Origin of the sequence: Gordonia iterans (assembly GCF_002993285.1) — a bacterium.
Taxonomy (GTDB): domain Bacteria; phylum Actinomycetota; class Actinomycetes; order Mycobacteriales; family Mycobacteriaceae; genus Gordonia; species Gordonia iterans.
This window is the reverse complement of sequence record NZ_CP027433.1, coordinates 293,269-310,355: the sequence shown is the minus strand read 5'-3', so window position 1 is coordinate 310,355 and position 17,087 is coordinate 293,269. Positions and strand designations below refer to the sequence as shown.

14 protein-coding genes are annotated in these 17,087 nt (G+C 69.9%); 7 read left to right on the top strand and 7 right to left on the bottom strand.

The annotated features are described in order from the left end of the window. Positions 1-34 precede the first annotated feature (34 nt). From C6V83_RS01400 to C6V83_RS01390, 3 genes are all read left to right on the top strand, one after another. A complete protein-coding gene (locus C6V83_RS01400; RefSeq protein ID WP_105940886.1) occupies positions 35-1,561 on the top strand; it encodes a CCA tRNA nucleotidyltransferase in 1,527 nt (508 codons plus the stop codon). 5 nt (positions 1,562-1,566) lie between these two features. Continuing rightward, positions 1,567-2,658: an aminotransferase class V-fold PLP-dependent enzyme gene (locus C6V83_RS01395; protein WP_105940885.1), complete on the top strand. Its 1,092-nt coding sequence runs from the start codon at positions 1,567-1,569 to the stop codon at positions 2,656-2,658. A gap of 97 nt (positions 2,659-2,755) precedes the next feature. Further along, on the top strand, positions 2,756-3,148 hold the full coding sequence (locus C6V83_RS01390; protein WP_199832565.1) for a hypothetical protein: 393 nt from the start codon (positions 2,756-2,758) through the stop codon (positions 3,146-3,148). A gap of 126 nt (positions 3,149-3,274) precedes the next feature. Here the strand turns inward: C6V83_RS01390 and C6V83_RS01385 are convergent, their stop codons facing one another. Next, complete coding sequence (locus C6V83_RS01385; protein ID WP_234353811.1) at positions 3,275-4,615, bottom strand: MFS transporter; 1,341 nt, start codon at positions 4,613-4,615, stop codon at positions 3,275-3,277. A gap of 72 nt (positions 4,616-4,687) precedes the next feature. On the opposite strand from C6V83_RS01385, the gene C6V83_RS01380 reads away from it, so the two are divergent. Then, positions 4,688-5,275 carry a YqgE/AlgH family protein gene (locus C6V83_RS01380; RefSeq protein ID WP_105940883.1) on the top strand — a complete coding sequence of 196 codons (588 nt, stop codon included), beginning with the start codon at positions 4,688-4,690 and terminating at the stop codon, positions 5,273-5,275. A gap of 2 nt (positions 5,276-5,277) precedes the next feature. Then, complete coding sequence (locus C6V83_RS01375) at positions 5,278-5,931, top strand: DedA family protein (protein WP_105940882.1); 654 nt, start codon at positions 5,278-5,280, stop codon at positions 5,929-5,931. Positions 5,932-5,938: 7 nt separating this feature from the next. On the opposite strand, the gene C6V83_RS01370 is transcribed toward C6V83_RS01375, so the two are convergent. The 3 genes from C6V83_RS01370 to C6V83_RS01360 are packed head-to-tail and all read right to left on the bottom strand — an operon-like array spanning position 5,939 to position 8,422. Then, positions 5,939-6,760: an SDR family oxidoreductase gene (locus tag C6V83_RS01370; protein WP_105940881.1), complete on the bottom strand. Its 822-nt coding sequence runs from the start codon at positions 6,758-6,760 to the stop codon at positions 5,939-5,941. Positions 6,761-6,800: 40 nt separating this feature from the next. Continuing rightward, a complete protein-coding gene (locus tag C6V83_RS01365; protein WP_105940880.1) occupies positions 6,801-7,787 on the bottom strand; it encodes a bile acid:sodium symporter family protein in 987 nt (328 codons plus the stop codon). Then, on the bottom strand, positions 7,787-8,422 hold the full coding sequence (locus C6V83_RS01360) for an SdpI family protein (RefSeq protein WP_105940879.1): 636 nt from the start codon (positions 8,420-8,422) through the stop codon (positions 7,787-7,789). The genes C6V83_RS01365 and C6V83_RS01360 overlap by 1 nt, the downstream gene beginning before the upstream one ends. Positions 8,423-8,475: 53 nt before the next feature. Between C6V83_RS01360 and leuS the strand changes: the two genes are divergently transcribed. Further along, positions 8,476-11,343: a leucine--tRNA ligase gene (gene leuS, locus C6V83_RS01355; protein WP_199832564.1), complete on the top strand. Its 2,868-nt coding sequence runs from the start codon at positions 8,476-8,478 to the stop codon at positions 11,341-11,343. Beyond that, complete coding sequence (locus C6V83_RS19050) at positions 11,340-11,450, top strand: hypothetical protein (RefSeq protein ID WP_407646219.1); 111 nt, start codon at positions 11,340-11,342, stop codon at positions 11,448-11,450. The genes leuS and C6V83_RS19050 overlap by 4 nt, the downstream gene beginning before the upstream one ends. A gap of 70 nt (positions 11,451-11,520) precedes the next feature. Here C6V83_RS19050 and C6V83_RS01350 read toward each other — a convergent pair whose 3' ends face one another. The 3 genes from C6V83_RS01350 to C6V83_RS01340 are packed head-to-tail and all read right to left on the bottom strand — an operon-like array spanning position 11,521 to position 16,993. Then, positions 11,521-12,606 carry a DUF2804 family protein gene (locus tag C6V83_RS01350; protein ID WP_105940877.1) on the bottom strand — a complete coding sequence of 362 codons (1,086 nt, stop codon included), beginning with the start codon at positions 12,604-12,606 and terminating at the stop codon, positions 11,521-11,523. A gap of 23 nt (positions 12,607-12,629) precedes the next feature. Then, the gene (locus C6V83_RS01345) at positions 12,630-14,783 is read right to left on the bottom strand and encodes an FUSC family protein (protein WP_105940876.1); all 2,154 of its coding nucleotides are present in this window, start codon (positions 14,781-14,783) and stop codon (positions 12,630-12,632) included. Positions 14,784-14,833: 50 nt separating this feature from the next. Beyond that, positions 14,834-16,993 (bottom strand): FUSC family protein, encoded by a 2,160-nt coding sequence (locus tag C6V83_RS01340; RefSeq protein ID WP_159067415.1) that lies wholly within the window; start codon positions 16,991-16,993, stop codon positions 14,834-14,836. Positions 16,994-17,087: the final 94 nt, after the last annotated feature.

The following is a 17,087-nucleotide window of genomic DNA, read 5'->3' as shown; positions in this document are numbered from 1 at the left end:
GGCGCACCCCGCGGCCTCGGTAGGCTGGTTTCTCATGACCGATCGTCTCGGGGCGTACCGCGCCGGCGCCGACAACACCGATGTCGCTTCGACCGCGCAGGCCCGGGCCGAACGGCGGGTGCGGCTCCTCGCCGCCGCGGCCGTCGGCCTCCGCGATCTGGGTGACGTCCTGACGCCGGTCGCACAGCGTTTCGCCGAGCGGGGCCACGAGTTGTACCTGGTCGGCGGCAGCGTGCGCGACGCTGTGCTCGGCCGCCTCGGCAACGACCTCGACTTCACCACCGACGCGCGGCCGGAGGTGATCGCCGAAATCCTGCGGGAGTGGGCCGGCACGGTGTGGGACACCGGCATCGAGTTCGGCACCGTCAGCGCGGCGAAGAGCGGCCACACGGTGGAAGTCACCACCTTCCGCGCCGATGTCTACGACCGCGTCTCGCGGAATCCGCAGGTCACCTTCGGCGACACCCTCGAAGACGACCTGATCCGCCGGGACTTCCGCATCAACGCCATGGCGGTGAAGCTGGCCGCCGACGGCTCGCAGGAGTTCTGCGATCCCCTCGACGGCATGGACGACCTGCTGGCCGGGGTCATCGACACTCCGGCGGCGCCGGAGGACTCCTTCGGGGACGATCCGTTGCGCATGCTGCGCGGCATCCGGTTCGTCTCCCAGCTCGGATTCGAGCTGTCGCCGCGCACCGTCGCCGCGATCACCGCGATGGCCGGTGAGATCGAGCGGATCACCGCCGAACGCATCCAGGTGGAGCTGGACAAACTGATCTGCGGCGAGCACCCGATCGAGGCGGTCGACCTGCTGGTGGAGACGGGTCTGGCCGATCGGATCATCCCCGAGATCCCGGGGATGAAGCTCACGATCGACGAGCACCATCAGCACAAGGACGTGTACCAGCATTCCCTGACTGTGCTGCGCCAGGCGATCGACCTGGAGACCGACGGCCCCGACCCGGTGCTGCGCTGGGCGGCACTTCTGCACGACATCGGGAAGCCCGCCACCCGTAGGTTCGAGGAGGGCGGCGGCGTCAGCTTTCACCACCACGAGGTGGTCGGCGCCAAGATGACCCGCAAGCGACTGCGCGCGCTCAAGTTCTCCAAGGCGCGCGTGGAGGACGTCGCGCAGCTGGTCTTTCTGCACCTGCGGTTCCACGGATACGGCGAGGGCCGGTGGAGCGACTCGGCGGTGCGGAGGTACGTCACCGACGCCGGGCCGCTGCTCGACCGGCTGCACAAGTTGGTGCGCGCCGACTGCACGACGCGGAACCGTCGTCGTGCCCGGAAGCTGCAGGAGACCTACGACGACCTGGAGAAGCGCATCGCCGCGCTGCAGGAGGCAGAGGACCTCGACCGGATCCGCCCCGACCTGGACGGCAACGCGATCATGGAGCTGCTCGGGCTGTCGCCGGGTCCGGAGGTCGGGCAGGCGTGGAAGTACCTCAAGGAACTGCGTCTGGATTCGGGGCCGCTGAGCCGCGAGGAGGCCGAAGCGGCCCTCCTGCAGTGGTGGGCGCAGCGCACATCCGGCCCGAGCCGACGTCGACTAGATTGACCGGTATGTACTGCAGCGATCTGGGGGAACAGTGGCATGCGGTTCGCATCGAGCCGACGATCGCGCACCTGGACGCGGCCTCGGCAGGCCGCGCTTCCCGGGCGACCATCGACACCCTCACCGCGCACCTATGGCGCGAAGCCGAGCGGGGCTCGTACGTGGCCGTGCGGGAGCAGAAGGAGGTCTTCGCGAGGGACCGCCGCGCCCTCGCGTCCCTCATCGGGCACACCCCGGACGAGCTCAGCTACCGCGACAGCGCCCGGGCCTGCCTGCGTGCGCTGCTGAACAGCTGGAACCTGCCGGTCGCCTCGACGGTGTGGGTCGCCACCAACGAGTTCGGCCCGAACCTCGACGAGTTCGAGCGCCGCGGACTTGCGGTGCGCACGATGCCGGCGGCGGACGTCTACGGGCACGTCGACGTCGATGCGCTGGAGAACATGCTGCAGTTCGAGCAGCCCGACTTCATCCACGTCTGCCAGATCGGCTCGGGCGGCGGAGTGGTGCAGCCGGTCCCGGAGATCGTGGAGGTGGCGCACTACGCCGGCGTCCCGGTGGTGGTCGACATGGCGCAGGCCGTCGGACACGTCCCGACCGTGACCGGCGCGGACATCGTGTACGGCACCTCCCGTAAGTGGCTGACCGGACCGCGCGGGGTGGGTTTCATCGCGGTCCGGGCCGACGCGATCCGCACGGTCGAGATCGAGTCGTCGGAGGCGTTCCCCGCCGGGGGCCTGGGGCTGGGGCAGGCCGTGGCCGAGCTGCTCGAGATCGGGCAGCAGCGCGTGTTCCGCGAGTTGGCGAGGATCGGGCAGATCACCCGGGAGCGCCTGGACGGCATCGGGTCGTGGGAGGTGGTGGAGCCGATCGAGGAGCCGTCGGCCCTGGTCACCCTCGCGCCGCCGCCGGGCTGGCAGCCCAGCGACGTGCGCGCCGCGCAGCGCAAGCTGCGTGAGCTCGGCATCCTGGTGACGTGTGCGGACTCCTGGCGCGCTCCCCTGATGAACGAGCAGTCGGTCCTGCGGATCTCCCCGCATCTGGACGTGCGCCGATCGGAGCTCGACGCCCTCGCGTCCGCCATCCGCACGATGGGCTACTAGCCTCTGCGGCAGCCGCAGTTCGCTGGTCGAGCGCCGGCTCGCGTGGCTCGACCGGCGTGTCGCGGAACCGGGCGCCCTCGGGCTGCGTCGAACCTGTATGGACCTCGAATATTTCTTCGGCACCGGCGACGGCGAGCTGTCGACCTGGCACTCTCCCGCCGGTCTGGACCTGGACGGCGACGGGACGCTCGACGCGGTGGCCCTGGACTTCGACGGCGACGGCCGCACCGACGATGCGATGTGGGACAGCGACGGCGACGGCGTCGCCGACCGCGCGGTGCTGGACCTGGACGACGACGGCGTTCCCGAGACCGCCTTCGCCGACGGCGGGGCGGGGGTCTGGGAGATCCGGCTCGTCGGCAGCCCTCGCGACGATGCCGGCCCGGCCGGTCTCGGCAGACTGGAGATCGACGTCGACGGGGACGGGAAGACCGATCAGGTCCTGGAGGACACCGACGGCGACGGGCACGCCGACCGAGTGGTCGAGTGACGAGCGGACCGGATGCCGAACGGCCCGTGATGACGAGGCGTCGGCACCGGACGACGCCGTCCTTCTGACCGCCGCCGAGGGAACATTGCCGGCGGCGCCCCGTATACGTCCGGTGTCGTCCGGTGCTCAGCGGTGCCGACCTGCCCGGTCGGCGCGTTCGGCTGCGGCCACCGACACGATCGTGTCGGACGACGCCATCGGCGCGGAGACGGCGACGCCGCGCGGGTGCCGGTGCCAGACCGCGACGGCGGCAACCAGGTACAGCGCGGCCCCGACCAGAACCAGGCCCGGCGAGACGCCGTCGAGGGGCAGTACGGCTGCGGCCATGACCATCGCCCCCACGAACGCCGTGTTGAACAACGCGTCCTGCACTGCGAACACCTGACCGCGGTAGGTGTCGGAGATGTCGGCCTGCATCGCGAGGTCGCCGCAGAGTTTGACGGTCTGCCCGGCCAGGCCGAGAGCGACGGCGCTCACGCAGATGTTCACCCAGCCGATGTCGAGCAGCACCAGTTGGGCGGCCAGCGCCAAGACCATCGCACCGACGATGGTCCAGCGCCGACCCATCCGGTGCACCAGTAGCGGTGTGGTGAAGGCGGCCGTCAGTGCGCCGAGGGCGACGCCGGCACCGATCACGGCGAGCGCGCCGACGTCGTGCCCGCGGATGGGTCCCAGGTCCGTGGCACGGACGATCAGCAGGAGCATGAGGGTGTTGATGCCGAACACGAATCGGTGCACGCCGATCGCGGCGAGCACGGTGGCGACTGTGCGGGTGGACGCGGCCGCCCGCAGTCCGTGACCGAAACCGTGCGCGACGGCGTACAGCGCATTGTGGCCGAGGTCGTCGGGGACGTCGGGGCCGAGGAAGCGGCGGGAGAATCCGGCCGCGAGCGCCGCCGAGAGCAGCGCGATCGCCGACCCCGCCAGCAGGGTGGCCGCCGAGCCGGCGTCACCGGAACCGAAGATCGAGCGGAGCCCCACCGAGATCAGCGTGCCGACCGCGAGCAGGCCCGCTCCGAGCGTCGTGAAGAAGGCGTTCATCTCGATCAGCACCTCCCGCGGAGCGACGTGCGGCAGCGATGCCGACAGGCCTGATGCGACGAAGCGGCTGCACCCGGTCACCATCAGCGCCGCCACCAGGACGACGGCCTCGGGGGCGCCGCTGCCCATCGCCAGCGCGACCAGGGCGATGGCGAGGGCCCGCAGTACGTTGACCCAGACCAGGACGCGCCGGCGGTCCCAGTGGTCGAGCAGGGCGCCGGCGAACGGGCCGATCACCGAGTACGGAAGGAGCAGGACCGCGAAGCCGGCGGCTACGGCCATCGGATCGGTGTGCCGATCGGGATTGAACAGGATCGAAAAGGCCAGCGCGGCCTGGAAGGCGCCGTCGCTGAGCTGGCTGGTCAGGCGCACGAAGAGCAGACGCCAGAGTCCTGGCGAATGACTCAGCGACCGAACGAACCTCACCTGTCGACATTACCGCCGGTCCGCTGGTCGGCGCGCTGAGACGATCGGTGCAGCCTGTGCCATGATTGAGCGGTGGCCGACCATGACTTCCGCGACCCGGCGAGGGTCGGGCCCGGATCACTGTTGATCGCATCGACGTCGCTGACCGGCCCGACCTTCGCACGGGCGGTGATCTACGTGATCGAGCACGATCAGAACGGGACATTGGGGGTGGTCCTGAACCGGATGAGCCAGGCCGCCGTCTTCAACATCCTCCCCCAGTGGGCCGACCTGGCCGCCTCCCCGCGCGCGGTGTTCATCGGCGGGCCGGTGTCCACCGAATCCGCGGTCTGCCTGGGTGTGGCCAAGACCGGTGTCGACGTCAGCACCGAGCCGAAGCTCCACCAGGTGACCGGCCGAGTGTGCATGGTCGACCTCGACGCCGACCCCGAGGAGCTCGAGCCGGTCCTGTCCGGGGTGCGGATCTTCGCCGGTTACGCGGGGTGGGATGCCGGTCAGCTCGACGACGAACTGGCCGACGGCAGCTGGCTGATCGCGAGCGGTCTGCCCTCCGACCTGCTCGCGCCCGCCACCGTCGACGTCTGGCACGAGGTGCTTCGCCGCCAGCAGTGGCCGCTTCCGCTGCTCGCGACGTACCCCGCCGATCCCCTCACCAACTGACCATGACGGAGATCTCGCACTGGCTGACAGGCGTCATCGACCTCGCGCCCCCGTGGGCGGTGTACCTGACGGTCATCATCGTCGTCTACCTGGAAGTCGCCGTTCTGGTGTGCGGCCTGATCCTGCCGAGCGAGGCGACGCTGATCGCCGCGGGAGTCGCGGCGGCGATCGGACAGCCGAACATCGTGGTGCTGGCCGTCTGCGCCTCGCTGGCGGCGTTGAGCGGCGACCTCACCGGCTACTACCTGGGAGAACGCACGGGTCCCCGCATCATGCAGTCGTGGGCGGGCCGCAAGTTCGGCGAGGATCACTGGCTCAAGGCCGAGGATCGCGTCCGGGAGAACGTCTGGGTGGCGGTCCCGATCGGCCGCTGGATCGGCTACGTGCGGACCCTGGTCCCGGTGGCTGCCGGACTCTCGCGCGTCGAGCTTCGCACCTACGCGCTCGCGACGTTCGTCGGCGGCACCACCTGGTCGGCCTCGGTGCTGGTGCTGGCGTACGTCCTCGGTGCGACGGCCGGGGTCGAGTTGATCGGCATCCTGGTGATCGTGCTGGTGGCCGTCGGCGTCGGTACCGTCGTGCTGCGCGCCCTCGGGCGCTGGCGGCTGCACCGGCAGGAGGAGAAGGCGTCCGCCCAGAGCGATTCGGCGGCCTGAGGAGGTCTCAGTCCAGCGCGCGCTTCTCGTAGTCGCTGCGATCCGCTTTCGCCGAAGCCGCCACCTGATCGGGGACGGCGCGGCGCAGCACCGCGTCGCGAAGTCGCTGCGGGAGCAGGCCGCCCACCGCCACCAGCGGACCGATATACGAGGGGATCGTGGTGATGAAGCGCGGTTTCCCGATCACTCCGACCACGGCGGCGGCCACCTCGTCCGGGCTCAGGAGCCGGGCCGCACCGGTGTCGGTCCCCCTGGCCAGGGCGGTGTCGACCACGCCGGGCAGGATCACCGACACGTCTACCCCGCTCCCCCGGAGTTCTTCGCGTACCCCGGTCAGGTAACCGAGCACGGCGTGTTTGCTCGCCGCATAGGTCGATTCCCCGGGAGGCGCCAGCTTGGACGCGGCGGAGGCGATGGTGACGATGTGTCCGCCGCCGCGGGCGCGCATGGCGGGCGCGATCAAACGGACACCGCGGATCACGCCGAGGACGTTCACCGCGAACATGGCCTCCGAGGCCTTCGGCGGCTCGGTGTCGAACGGGCCGACCCACATCACACCGGCATTGTTCACCAGCACGTCGATCGGCCCGAGGTCGTGCGTCACCGCGTCGACGAAGGACGTGTACGATGATTCGTCGGTCACGTCGAGCGGGTAGGCGCGCACCGTCTCGCCGAGCTCGTCGGCGGTGGCCGCGGCGGCCTGCGCGTCACGGTCGCCGATCGCCACGTGCGCACCCGCCCACGCGCAGCGGGCCGCGATCTGCCTGCCGATTCCGGCGGCGCCGCCGGTGACCACGACGACGACGTCGTCGAGCCGCTGTGTCCCCATGGATCCAGGGTGGCACAGGCCACGCCTGCGCGACAGGGTCTCAGGCCCCTTCTTCTGCGCTCTGCCGCGCATATCGTGTCGCCAGCCACGAACAGAGGATCAGTTGCACCTGGTGGAAGATCATCAGCGGCAGCACGATCAGGCCGACCGACGGCCCGGCGAACAGCACCGTCGCCATCGGGAGTCCGGTGGCCAGCGACTTCTTGGTGCCGCAGAACTGGATCGCGATGCTGTCCGCCCGGTCGAATCCCAGGCGCCGGGGAAGCCAGCCGGACAGCAGCAGCATAGCGATCACCAGCGCGGTCGCGATGGCCGTCATGATGATCACCTGCCACACGTCGACCTGCGACCAGAGACCCTGACGAACGCCCTCGCTGAAGGCGACGTAGACCACCAGCACGATGGCGCCGCGGTCGACGTACTTGGTCGGCTCGGCGTAGCGCGCCAGCAGCGGAGCGATCCACGGGCGCGCGAGCTGTCCGAGGATGAACGGCAGCAGGATCTGCAGCATGATCTTGGTGATCGACGAGGCGTCGAACTGGGCGCCGCTGTCGGTCGACATCAGCCAGACCACCAGTAGCGGGGTCAGGAAGACACCGAGCAGGTTCGACGTCGACGCGCTCACGATGGCTCCGGGCACGTTGCCGCGGGCGATCGAGGTGAAGGCGATCGACGACTGCACGGTCGACGGCACCAGCGTCAGGTACAGCATGCCCGCCGACAGATCGTCACCGATGATCCGGCTGAGCAGCGGCGCCAAGAGCACACCGACGATCGGGAACAGCACGAACGTGAACGCGAGGATGGTCAGGTGCAGTCGCCAGTGCGTCAGACCCTCGAGGGCTTCGCGGGGGTGCAGGCGGGTTCCGTACAGAAAGAACAGCACCGCGATCAGGGCGATGACGAGGTAGTCGAGCACTTCGGCGAAGGCGCCGCGCGCGGGCAGGAAGGCGGCGACCACCACCGCGAGCATGATGGAGAGGACGAAGCCGTCGATCGGCGACTTCGCGAGGAGGCGGCCGAACATCAGCGACCGGTTCCGCCCCCGGCGGGCGACGTCGCGGAGTCGGGCACAGCGGAGTCGGGCACAGCGGAGTCGGTTGCCGCAGCATCGCCGGGCAGGCACATTCCGCTGAGCTTGCACGAGCCGCAGCTGGACTCACCGCAGTCGGCGGCGGCAGCGTGGGCGTCTCCGCTGCCGGTCGCGTCGCCTGGCCCGGTGGACTCCCCCGTGCCGCCCGCCCGGTCTTCCGCGGTCGCGGCGTCGCCGCCGGAGCAGCAGCCGCCGGTGCATCCGGCGCCCTGCTCGGCCGACGGTGCGACGGCCTGCGCCGCGCGCACTGCGACGCCGCTGAGCACCGACAGCGCCAGGAGGCCGACGACGAAGCCGGCGAGGGCGTAGAGGAATCCCCATCGGGAGGTGAAAGCGGCCAGTCCGCCGAACGCGCAGGCGACGGCGCCACCCAGGAAACCGGGCGCCGCGATGCGCTGAGCAAGGTTCCAGGCCTCTTCGGAGCGGCGGGTCTCCGCGGTGCGGACCCCCACCCAGCGATTGCCGGGGAGTCGGCCGAGCAGCCCGGCGACGCCGGCGACAGCCCACAGCGCAGCGATCGCGAAGACCACGATCGCGGCGATCAGGGAAAGCACGTACACGTCCCACATCGTACGACCGAGGCGCATTATGGCCCGCATCGGCGAGGATTTACGCTGGTCGGGTGAGCATCGCCGAACCCGCCCCCGGCCACCGATACACCGCGCAGACCGCCGGTGAGATCGAAGCCGCCTGGCAGCAGTACTGGACCGAGAACCAGACCTTCGCCGCACCGAATCCGGTCGGCCCGCTCGCCGGCGACTTCAGCGACTTCTCCGGCTCCGGTCCGCAGGCCCCGGACAAGCTCTTCGTGCAGGACATGTTCCCGTACCCGTCGGGGTCGGGCCTGCACGTCGGGCATCCGCTCGGATTCATCGCGACGGACGTCTATGCGCGCTTCCAGCGGATGACCGGTAAGAACGTCCTGCACACGATGGGTTTCGACTCGTTCGGTCTGCCCGCCGAGCAGTACGCCGTGCAGACCGGCACGCATCCGCGCACCACGACCGAGGCCAACATCGAGCGTTATCTGGCGCAGATCCGCCGGCTCGGTCTGGCGCACGACGAACGACGCCGGGTCGCCACCACGGACGTCGACTTCTACCGCTGGACGCAGTGGATCTTTCTGCAGATCTACAACGCGTGGTTCGACGAGGAGAAGAACAAGGCGCGCCCGATCTCGGAGCTGATCGACGAGTTCGAGTCCGGCGCCAGGACCCTGGACGACGGGCGCGCGTGGTCGGAGCTGGACGCGGCGGCCCGCCGCGAGGTCCTCGACTCCTACCGCCTGGTGTACCTGAGCGATTCGCTGGTCAACTGGTGCCCCGGCCTGGGCACCGTGCTGGCGAACGAGGAGGTGACCGCGGACGGCCGGAGCGAGCGCGGCAACTTCCCGGTCTTCCGCAAGAACCTGCGCCAGTGGATGATGCGGATCACCGCGTACGCCGACCGTCTGATCGACGACCTGGACCTGCTCGACTGGTCGGACAAGGTCAAGACCATGCAGCGCAACTGGATCGGCCGTTCGCGCGGCGCGCGGGTGCGATTCCCGGTGTCTCCGGTCGACACTGTCGAGGTCTTCACCACCCGCCCGGACACGCTGTTCGGAGCGAGCTACATGGTGCTGGCGCCCGAGCACGAGCTGGTCGATCGGATCGTCGCCGAGGCGTGGCCGCCCGGCGTCGACGGACGCTGGACGGGCGGCGCCCCCGACCCGAAGGCCGCCGTCGCCGCGTACCGCGCGTCGATCGCGGCCAAGAGCGACCTCGAGCGCCAGGAGAACAAGGAGAAGACCGGCGTCTTCACCGGTGCGTTCGCCGTGAACCCGCTCAACGGCGAGCAGCTGCCGGTGTTCATCGCCGACTACGTGCTGATCGGCTACGGCACCGGCGCGATCATGGCCGTTCCCGCGCACGACGAGCGCGACTACGAGTTCGCCACCGCCTTCGGTCTGCCGATCCGCGAGGTGATCGGCAGCGACGCCGGCGTCGCCGAGAAGGCCTTCACCGGTGACGGTCCGCTGGTCAACAGCGGTTTCCTGGACGGTATGGGCGTCGACGAGGCCAAGGCCGCCGTCGTCGCGCATCTCGAGGCGCAGGGCGCGGGCGTCGGCACCATCCAGTACAAACTGCGTGACTGGCTGTTCGCCCGGCAGCGGTACTGGGGCGAGCCGTTCCCCATCGTGTACGACGATCAGGGTGCCCCGCACGCGCTGCCGGACAGCATGCTGCCGATCGAGCTGCCCGAGGTGGCCGACTACGCACCGGTGGCCTTCGATCCCGACGACGCCGACAGCTGGCCCTCTCCCCCGCTGGCGAAGGCCTCCGAGTGGGTCGCCGTCGACCTGGACCTGGGCGACGGACTGAAGAGCTACACCCGCGACACCAACGTGATGCCGCAGTGGGCCGGCAGCTCGTGGTATCAGCTGCGCTATATCGACCCGACCAACGAAGAGACGTTGTGCGCCAAGGAGAACGAGGCCTACTGGATGGGCCCGCGTCCGGAGCTGCACGGCCCGGACGACCCGGGCGGTCTGGATCTCTACGTCGGCGGGATGGAGCACGCGGTGCTGCACCTGCTGTACTCGCGCTTCTGGCACAAGGTGCTGTACGACCTGGGCTACGTGACCAGTTCCGAGCCGTACCGGAAGCTGTTCAACCAGGGCATGATCCAGGCGTACGCCTACACCGATTCGCGCGGTGTCTACGTGCCGGCCGAAGAGGTCGTCGAGCGCCCCGCGGAAGGCGCCGGGCAGGCGCCGAGGTACTTCTACGGTGACGAGGAAGTGACCCAGGAGTACGGGAAGATGGGCAAGTCGCTCAAGAATTCCGTTGCGCCCGATGACATCTGCCGTGACTACGGCGCCGACACTCTGCGGGTCTACGAGATGGCGATGGGTCCGCTGGACCAGTCGCGCCCGTGGGCGACGAAGGACGTCGTCGGGGCGCAGCGCTTTTTGCAGCGCGTGTGGCGCCTGGTGGTCGACGAGGAGTCCGGCGGCGTCCGGGTGTCCGGCGACCCGGCCCCGGAGGAGACCCTGAAGGTGCTCCACAAGACCATCGCCGGGGTCCGCGACGACTACGACGGTCTGCGGATGAACACCGCGGGCGCCAAGCTCATCGAGCTGACGAATCACCTGACCAAGTCCTATCCGGGCGGGGCCCCGCGTGACGCTGTCGAACCGCTGGTGCTGATGCTCGCTCCCCTGGCGCCGCATCTGGCCGAGGAGCTCTGGAATCGGTTGGGGCACAACGTTTCTCTCGCGCACGGACCGTTCCCCGAGCCCGATCCGGACTTGCTGGTCGAGGACACTCTCGAACTACCGGTCCAGGTCAAGGGCAAGGTGCGCAGCCGCATCGTCGTCGCTGCCGACGCCGACGAGGCGACGGTGGTCGCCGCGGCCCTGGCCGACGAGAAGGTCCAGGGATTTCTGGACGGCGAGCCCCGCAAGGTGATCTACGTGCCGGGCCGCACGGTCAACGTGGTTCCGTGACGGGAACGTCTCGCGGCACGGTGAAACGCACGCTGGACGCGCTTGTCGACGACGGCGAGCTGGTCGGGCTGGGGTCAGGAAGATCCAGCAGGTACGAGAGGCCGTAATCTCACAGCAGATCCGCCGTTGCGCGAATCGTTGTGAGATTGGCGTTGCTCTAATCTCACAATCAGCTGGTCACAACGTGATGCGCTTCTGCTCGCCCACGCCGAACATGCCGTCGACGTTCAGGGAGACGCCGTCGGCGTGGAGGTCGCCCTCGTACCAGCCGTAGGGCGCGTAGTACTCGGCGAGGACCTTGCGCGGGCCGACGTGCATCGTCGACTTCACGGTCGGGGTGAAGGTGACGTCCACGGCGCCGGCGACGTCGCGGATGTGCCACGTGCCCCACGGCCCGTCGGGGCGCTCCACGGTCACCGGTGGGAGCCGCCAGAGCCGGTTCCCGATCCAGATCGCGTTCTCGTTGAACTCCGCCGGGTCGAGCACCTGGTTGTCGGTGAGGTTGAAGCCCGCGATCACCCCGTCGTCGTTCCGGCGGATGCCGGTGACCCAGTCGTAGCGCATCGGTCGCGGGTAGTCGCCGTGATGGTCGTCGAGAATCAGGTACCCGCGCTCGGGTGCGAATCCGACCTGCTCGCCGCCGATCACCAGGCTCCCGTCCATCGGCATCATCGCCTTGTGCGAGTAGAGGGCCCGGTCGGCGCTGAACGGATGCACGACGACGAGGTGTGCTGCGTCGTCGGGTCCGCACGAGCCGGTCACGTGCAGGCCCATCGATGGATGGTCGCTCCGGCCGGGGTGGTGGGCGTCGACGGTCACCCGACCGCGCTCGAGGTGATTGCCGATCTCCACCCGGAAGTCCGCGACGCGGCCCCGCGACGACGACCCGAGCAGCCCCCGGGCCACCGACAGCGTGGGCGCCGGCATCTTGGTCTCCCAGCGCGTGATGGAGGCATCGTGCTTGTTCACCGCCAGCACCTGGATCAACCCGACAGTCTTCGCGTTGTACACCGCGCCGAGGACGAACCAATCGTCGTCACCCAGCTGGAAGGCCTCCCACTCCTTGAGGCGCAGGTTCCGGTTGGCACGGCGCACGCCGTCGAACCGCTTGCGTCGCGTGTCGTCGAAGCTGCGCCGGCTGCCGGCATCGAGCGGGTTGACGATCGGGATGGGGCCGTCGTAGGTGCCGAAGCGGTAGTGCCCGTCCTCGACGAGGGCGGGCGGCGGGCTCACGGGTGCCGGGGGATACACGGGAGTACTCATCGGTAAGAACGTAGCGCGACCGGTCAGGAGGCGCGCACCTGCACGGAGCGCAGCAGAATCCAGTTCAGCCGGGACAACGTCCGGACCACCTCGTACTGGGGCGACAGGGGATCGCCGGGGAGCCTGCCGAAGCAGTCGATGACGGCGGTTTCGTCGGGGTCGACCGATGAGGTGTGACCGTCGACAAGCGCCGCCCGGGCCGTCGCCGAGGAGGCGAGGACGTGGGCGAGTGCGTGGTCGAATCGAGGCGCGAGATCATCGCCGGAGCCGGAGCCGGAGCCGGAGCTCGTCGACGCGTCTCCGGTCCCGGACGAGAAGGCCATGGTGGACTGGCCCAGTCGGGTAGCGATGTGTGAGTTGAGGTCGAGCAGCCGCAGCAGATGGGCGGTCTCGGCTCGGTGGCCGACCGCCAGGCTCAGCGACATGCCGTCGACGGTGGTGTGCAGATCGGCCTGTGCCGCGTCCATCGACCGGATGGACGCCACGAGCTCGCCGGTGCCGGCGTGTCCGGCCAGGGTGCGCCGCACAGCGTTCAGCAGCCGGTCCAGGGTGTCGAAGTACGCGTCGATCCGTGCGGTCAGCGCCGGGTGTGAACTCGTGGAGAAGATCAGGTACGCGCAGACCACGCCGAGGGCCGCCCCGGCGAGCGTCTCGATCAGCCGCAACTCGAGGATGTGGCGATTGAGCACGCCCAGCAGTCCGTAGAGCCCGGCCAGCAGGATGGTGATGAACAAGGACATCACCGTGTACTGCAAGGGACCGAGGTACAGCGCGAAGAAGACGGCGAGCACGCAGATCACGATCAGTGCCGGAATGTTGCCGTCGACGAGCACGACGAGAGCGAGCCCGACGATCACGCCCGCGACGGTGCCGGTGATCCGCCGCGTGGCCCGGGTGAGGATCGCGCCCCGCGTGGTGGTGCCGGCGAAGACCAGGAAGGCGGTGAGGACGGCCCAGTACCAGCGGCTCGCGGAGATCGAATAGCCGACGACGCTGGCCAGACTGGCGGCGATCACGACCTGAACGGCCATCCGAGTGGTCACCCTCCAGCGCAGCCACGGCTTCCAGCGGGATGATGCGGCCGGACTCGGGGCGGTGCGGCGTTGCGGCTCCGGGTGACGACGGCGAATCTCCGCAGACGTCGCCGTCGCGTCGAGTCCGTGGTGGAGATCGAGGTCGCGCAGACGGGCGAAGGCCAGCGTCGCCCGGTCGGCGGCCCCGGCCGTCACCTCGTCGGGCGTGTCCGCCCCCGGCGAAGTGAGCCGCGTGTGCGCCCGCTCGGCGGCCTCCCGCACGTCGGCGGGGGAGGTGGCGCTGGAAAGGACGGCCGAGAGATCGGTGACCGCCGGTGCGGTCAGCCGGCCGGATTCGACTCGATCGCCGCCGGCGCGGAACTCGGCGATCTTCCGGCACGCGTGGTCCATGTCGATGCGGGCGTCGAGCACCAGCCGGGCGAAGGTCTGCGCATCGCACCGGACATACCGCGCGGTGCTGTAACGGGTCTGCCAGTCGTCGATCGTGCGGGCGACCTGATCGACGCGCTGTACTCGCGATGCCTGTGTCAAAGCGGTGGCGGGCGGTGCGTTCACGGCTTCGGTCAAGGCAGTGCTTCCGGCGCCGCGAAGCTCGGTGAGGAGCAGCGCGAGCTGATGCCGCGGACGGCCCCAGATGCCGAACAGACGGATGACGAGCATGCAGGTCACCGCGCAGCCGGTCACCAGGAACAGCAAGGGGAGTTCGTCCGCCTTCGGCTGCAGCAGCAGCGCGAAGAAGTAGGCGAAGAAGGTCACGGTTCCGATGGCCGTGGCCCGCGGGCCGAACCCGCGCAGGTAGGTCACCACACCGGTCAGCGCGATGAAGACGACGATCTCGACCGGTCGCCGGCTCGACAGCAGGACGGCGGCGGTGAGCGCCGCGAATGCCGGGGGCACCAGTAGAACCGTCGTCAGCAGACGGCCTCGTGCGGTCGGATCTTTGACGTTGAGGGCCGCCTGCAGGGTCATGATCACGCCCATGGCGAGCACTCCGTGGTCTGCCTCGGCGAACACCACGAGCGACCAGGCGACGAGGGAGGTGACCAGCACGCTGATCGCGGTGGCGGTCGCGGTCGTCACCCGGACCCGGCCGGGGTCGGTCGCGACCAGGAGCCGGCGCCAGTACGGAGTGTGAAGCTGCACCGATTCAGTCTCTCCCGCCTGCTGTCCCTCGAGCCCTGCGGGTGCGCCGATCAGGCACCTTTTGAACGAATCTGGCAGGCGGAGACCAGCGCCCAGTCCACGCGCGTCAGCAGCAGGAGGGCGTGGCTAGGTGTCGCCTCCGCAGCCGAGCGGAGCTGCGCGCACGCGTCGGCCACCGAGGTGTCCTCGGGGTCCGCGGTGGATGCGGCGCCGTCGACGAGGACCGCGCGCGCCCGGGCAGCGTTCTCGACGACGTGTGCCACGGCGCCCTCGAAGACGTCGGCGCCCGCTCCGCCGAGCTGCTCGCCCGGTGCGCGGTCGGTCACATGGATCGCGGACTGGGCGGCGTGCTCGGCCGACCGGCTCGCCACCCGCATCAGGTGTGTGAGCGTGGTGACGCGTGAGCGGCGCCCGTTGACGAACGACAGTGACATCGACCCGACGATCGCGTCGAGCTTCTCCTGTGCCCGGTCGAGCGCGGCGGCGGCGGCGAGCAGCGCTCCCGTCTGACCGGGTCGGGTCATCGCGGCGCCGATCCCGCGCACCAGCGTGGTCAGCGCGTCCAGATAGGCCGTGACGGCGGCTGCGAGTGCGTGCTTGGAGTCGGTGGAGAACACCAGGAAGGCGCAGAGCACGCCGACTGCCATGCCGGCGACGGTCTCTTCCAGCCGAAGTGTCATCAGCCGCGGGTCCAGTACCCCCAGTAGGCCGTATTGGGAGACCACCAGGAGAGTGAGGAAGAAGGCCGAATAGATCTGGTTCAGCGGGCCGAGGTAGAACGCCCCGATCACTCCGGCGAGGCCGATGAGCAGGTGCCAGTACGACGGCCCGTCGAGCACCACGGCGACGACGATTCCGAGAGCGACGGCCGCGCCGGTGCCGATCACGCGGCGGGACGCGCGGGTCAGGACCGAGCTGCGAGTGGTGCCGACGAAGATCATGAACGACGCCATCACGGCCCAGTACCAGCGGCTGGCGTCGATGGCCTCGCCCACCACGGTCGCCAGGCCCGCGGCCACCATGGCCTGGACCGCCATCCGGGTCGACGGCGCCCAGGTGCGCCAGAAGGCCCGGCTCGGACCGGCGGCGCCGGTGGGTGCGGCGGAGCGCGGGGTGACGGGCGGCCCGGCTGTTGGAGAACTGTCCGAAACGGTTGCCACGTCGACGCCGGACGAGTCGTCCCGGTAGGGCGCGTTCAGGTCGATGGTGCGCAGGGCCCAGTGCGCCAGCGTGCTGCGCGCAGTCAGGTAGGTCGCCAGACCCGCGGGGAGGTCGTCGGCAGCCGCGGTCCGCTGCCGCCGCGCGCGGTCGGCGGCATCCTTCCAGGCGCTCGAGGGCGCGTCGTCGAGCATCAGAGCGAGGTCGTCGAGGGCGTGGTGCAGCGGCCCGGTCAGGACGCCCGGGCCGCGCGAGTGGACCAGGGCGGAGACCTCCAGGGCGGCGTGCTCGACGTCGATCCGGGCGTCGAGGGTCCGATTGCGGAGGGTGCGATCGGTGCAATCGACCACGTCTGCGGTGGGGAAGCGGCTCTGCCAGCCGGCGATCGCCCAGGCGACCGAGTCGACTGCCCGCAGCCGGCCCTTGAGCAGTCGGAAGCGATCGGTGCCGGGCACGGCGCCGGTGGCCGCGGTGAGGGCGGCGGCCGAGGCCGCGCGTAGTTCGGAGAGCAGGATCGCGAGCTGACGTCCAGGCCGCTCGTGCAGGAGCAGCAGCCGCACCAGGACCACGCCGCCGGTGACGCAGGCCATCAGCAGCAGGTAGCCGGGCAGCTGCGACGGCGGAGGGCGCAGGACGAGTGCATAGAAGTAGGCGAAGAAGGCGACCATGCCGAGCGTGCCGCTGCGGGATCCGAAGCGCCGCAGCCAGATCGCCAGGCCGGCGAGCGCGATGAAGAACGCGATCTCGATGCCCCGCCACTGATCCAGGAGTGCGGCGGCAGCCGGTGCGGCGACCATCGGGACCAGTGCGGCGGCGCTGGTGGCGAGGCGCCCGCGCGGCGTGTCGTCGTCGACGGTCATCGCCAGCTGGACGGTCAGCAGGATCGCGGAGGCGAAGAAGCCGCGGTCTGCGAGCTCGTGCCGGACGATGAGCCAGGAAGCACCGGTGCTCACCAGGACCGCGGCGGTCACCGCGAGCGTGTTGGTGAGGCGCGCGTGTCCTGGGTCGGATGCGGAGAGGCGCCGGCGCCACTGAGTCGTCGCGTGCTGCACGGCTCCAAGTCTGGCCGAGTCGGCGCGTCGTGACTGGGAGGTCGGCGGGAACTCGCCCTTGGCTTCTAACTTACCCAGTAGTAAGGTAGCCGCC

What these genes read in the sequence shown, in the direction of transcription:
- C6V83_RS01400 (WP_105940886.1), top strand. Translation starts at nt 35, where the DNA reads ATGACCGATCGTCTCGGGGCGTACCGCGCCGGCGCCGACAACACCGAT.
- C6V83_RS01395 (WP_105940885.1), top strand. Translation starts at nt 1,567, where the DNA reads ATGTACTGCAGCGATCTGGGGGAACAGTGGCATGCGGTTCGCATCGAG.
- C6V83_RS01390 (WP_199832565.1), top strand. Translation starts at nt 2,756, where the DNA reads ATGGACCTCGAATATTTCTTCGGCACCGGCGACGGCGAGCTGTCGACC.
- C6V83_RS01375 (WP_105940882.1), top strand. Translation starts at nt 5,278, where the DNA reads ATGACGGAGATCTCGCACTGGCTGACAGGCGTCATCGACCTCGCGCCC.
- C6V83_RS01370 (WP_105940881.1), bottom strand. Translation starts at nt 6,760, where the DNA reads ATGGGGACACAGCGGCTCGACGACGTCGTCGTCGTGGTCACCGGCGGC.
- C6V83_RS01365 (WP_105940880.1), bottom strand. Translation starts at nt 7,787, where the DNA reads ATGTTCGGCCGCCTCCTCGCGAAGTCGCCGATCGACGGCTTCGTCCTC.
- C6V83_RS01360 (WP_105940879.1), bottom strand. Translation starts at nt 8,422, where the DNA reads ATGTGGGACGTGTACGTGCTTTCCCTGATCGCCGCGATCGTGGTCTTC.
- C6V83_RS01350 (WP_105940877.1), bottom strand. Translation starts at nt 12,606, where the DNA reads ATGAGTACTCCCGTGTATCCCCCGGCACCCGTGAGCCCGCCGCCCGCC.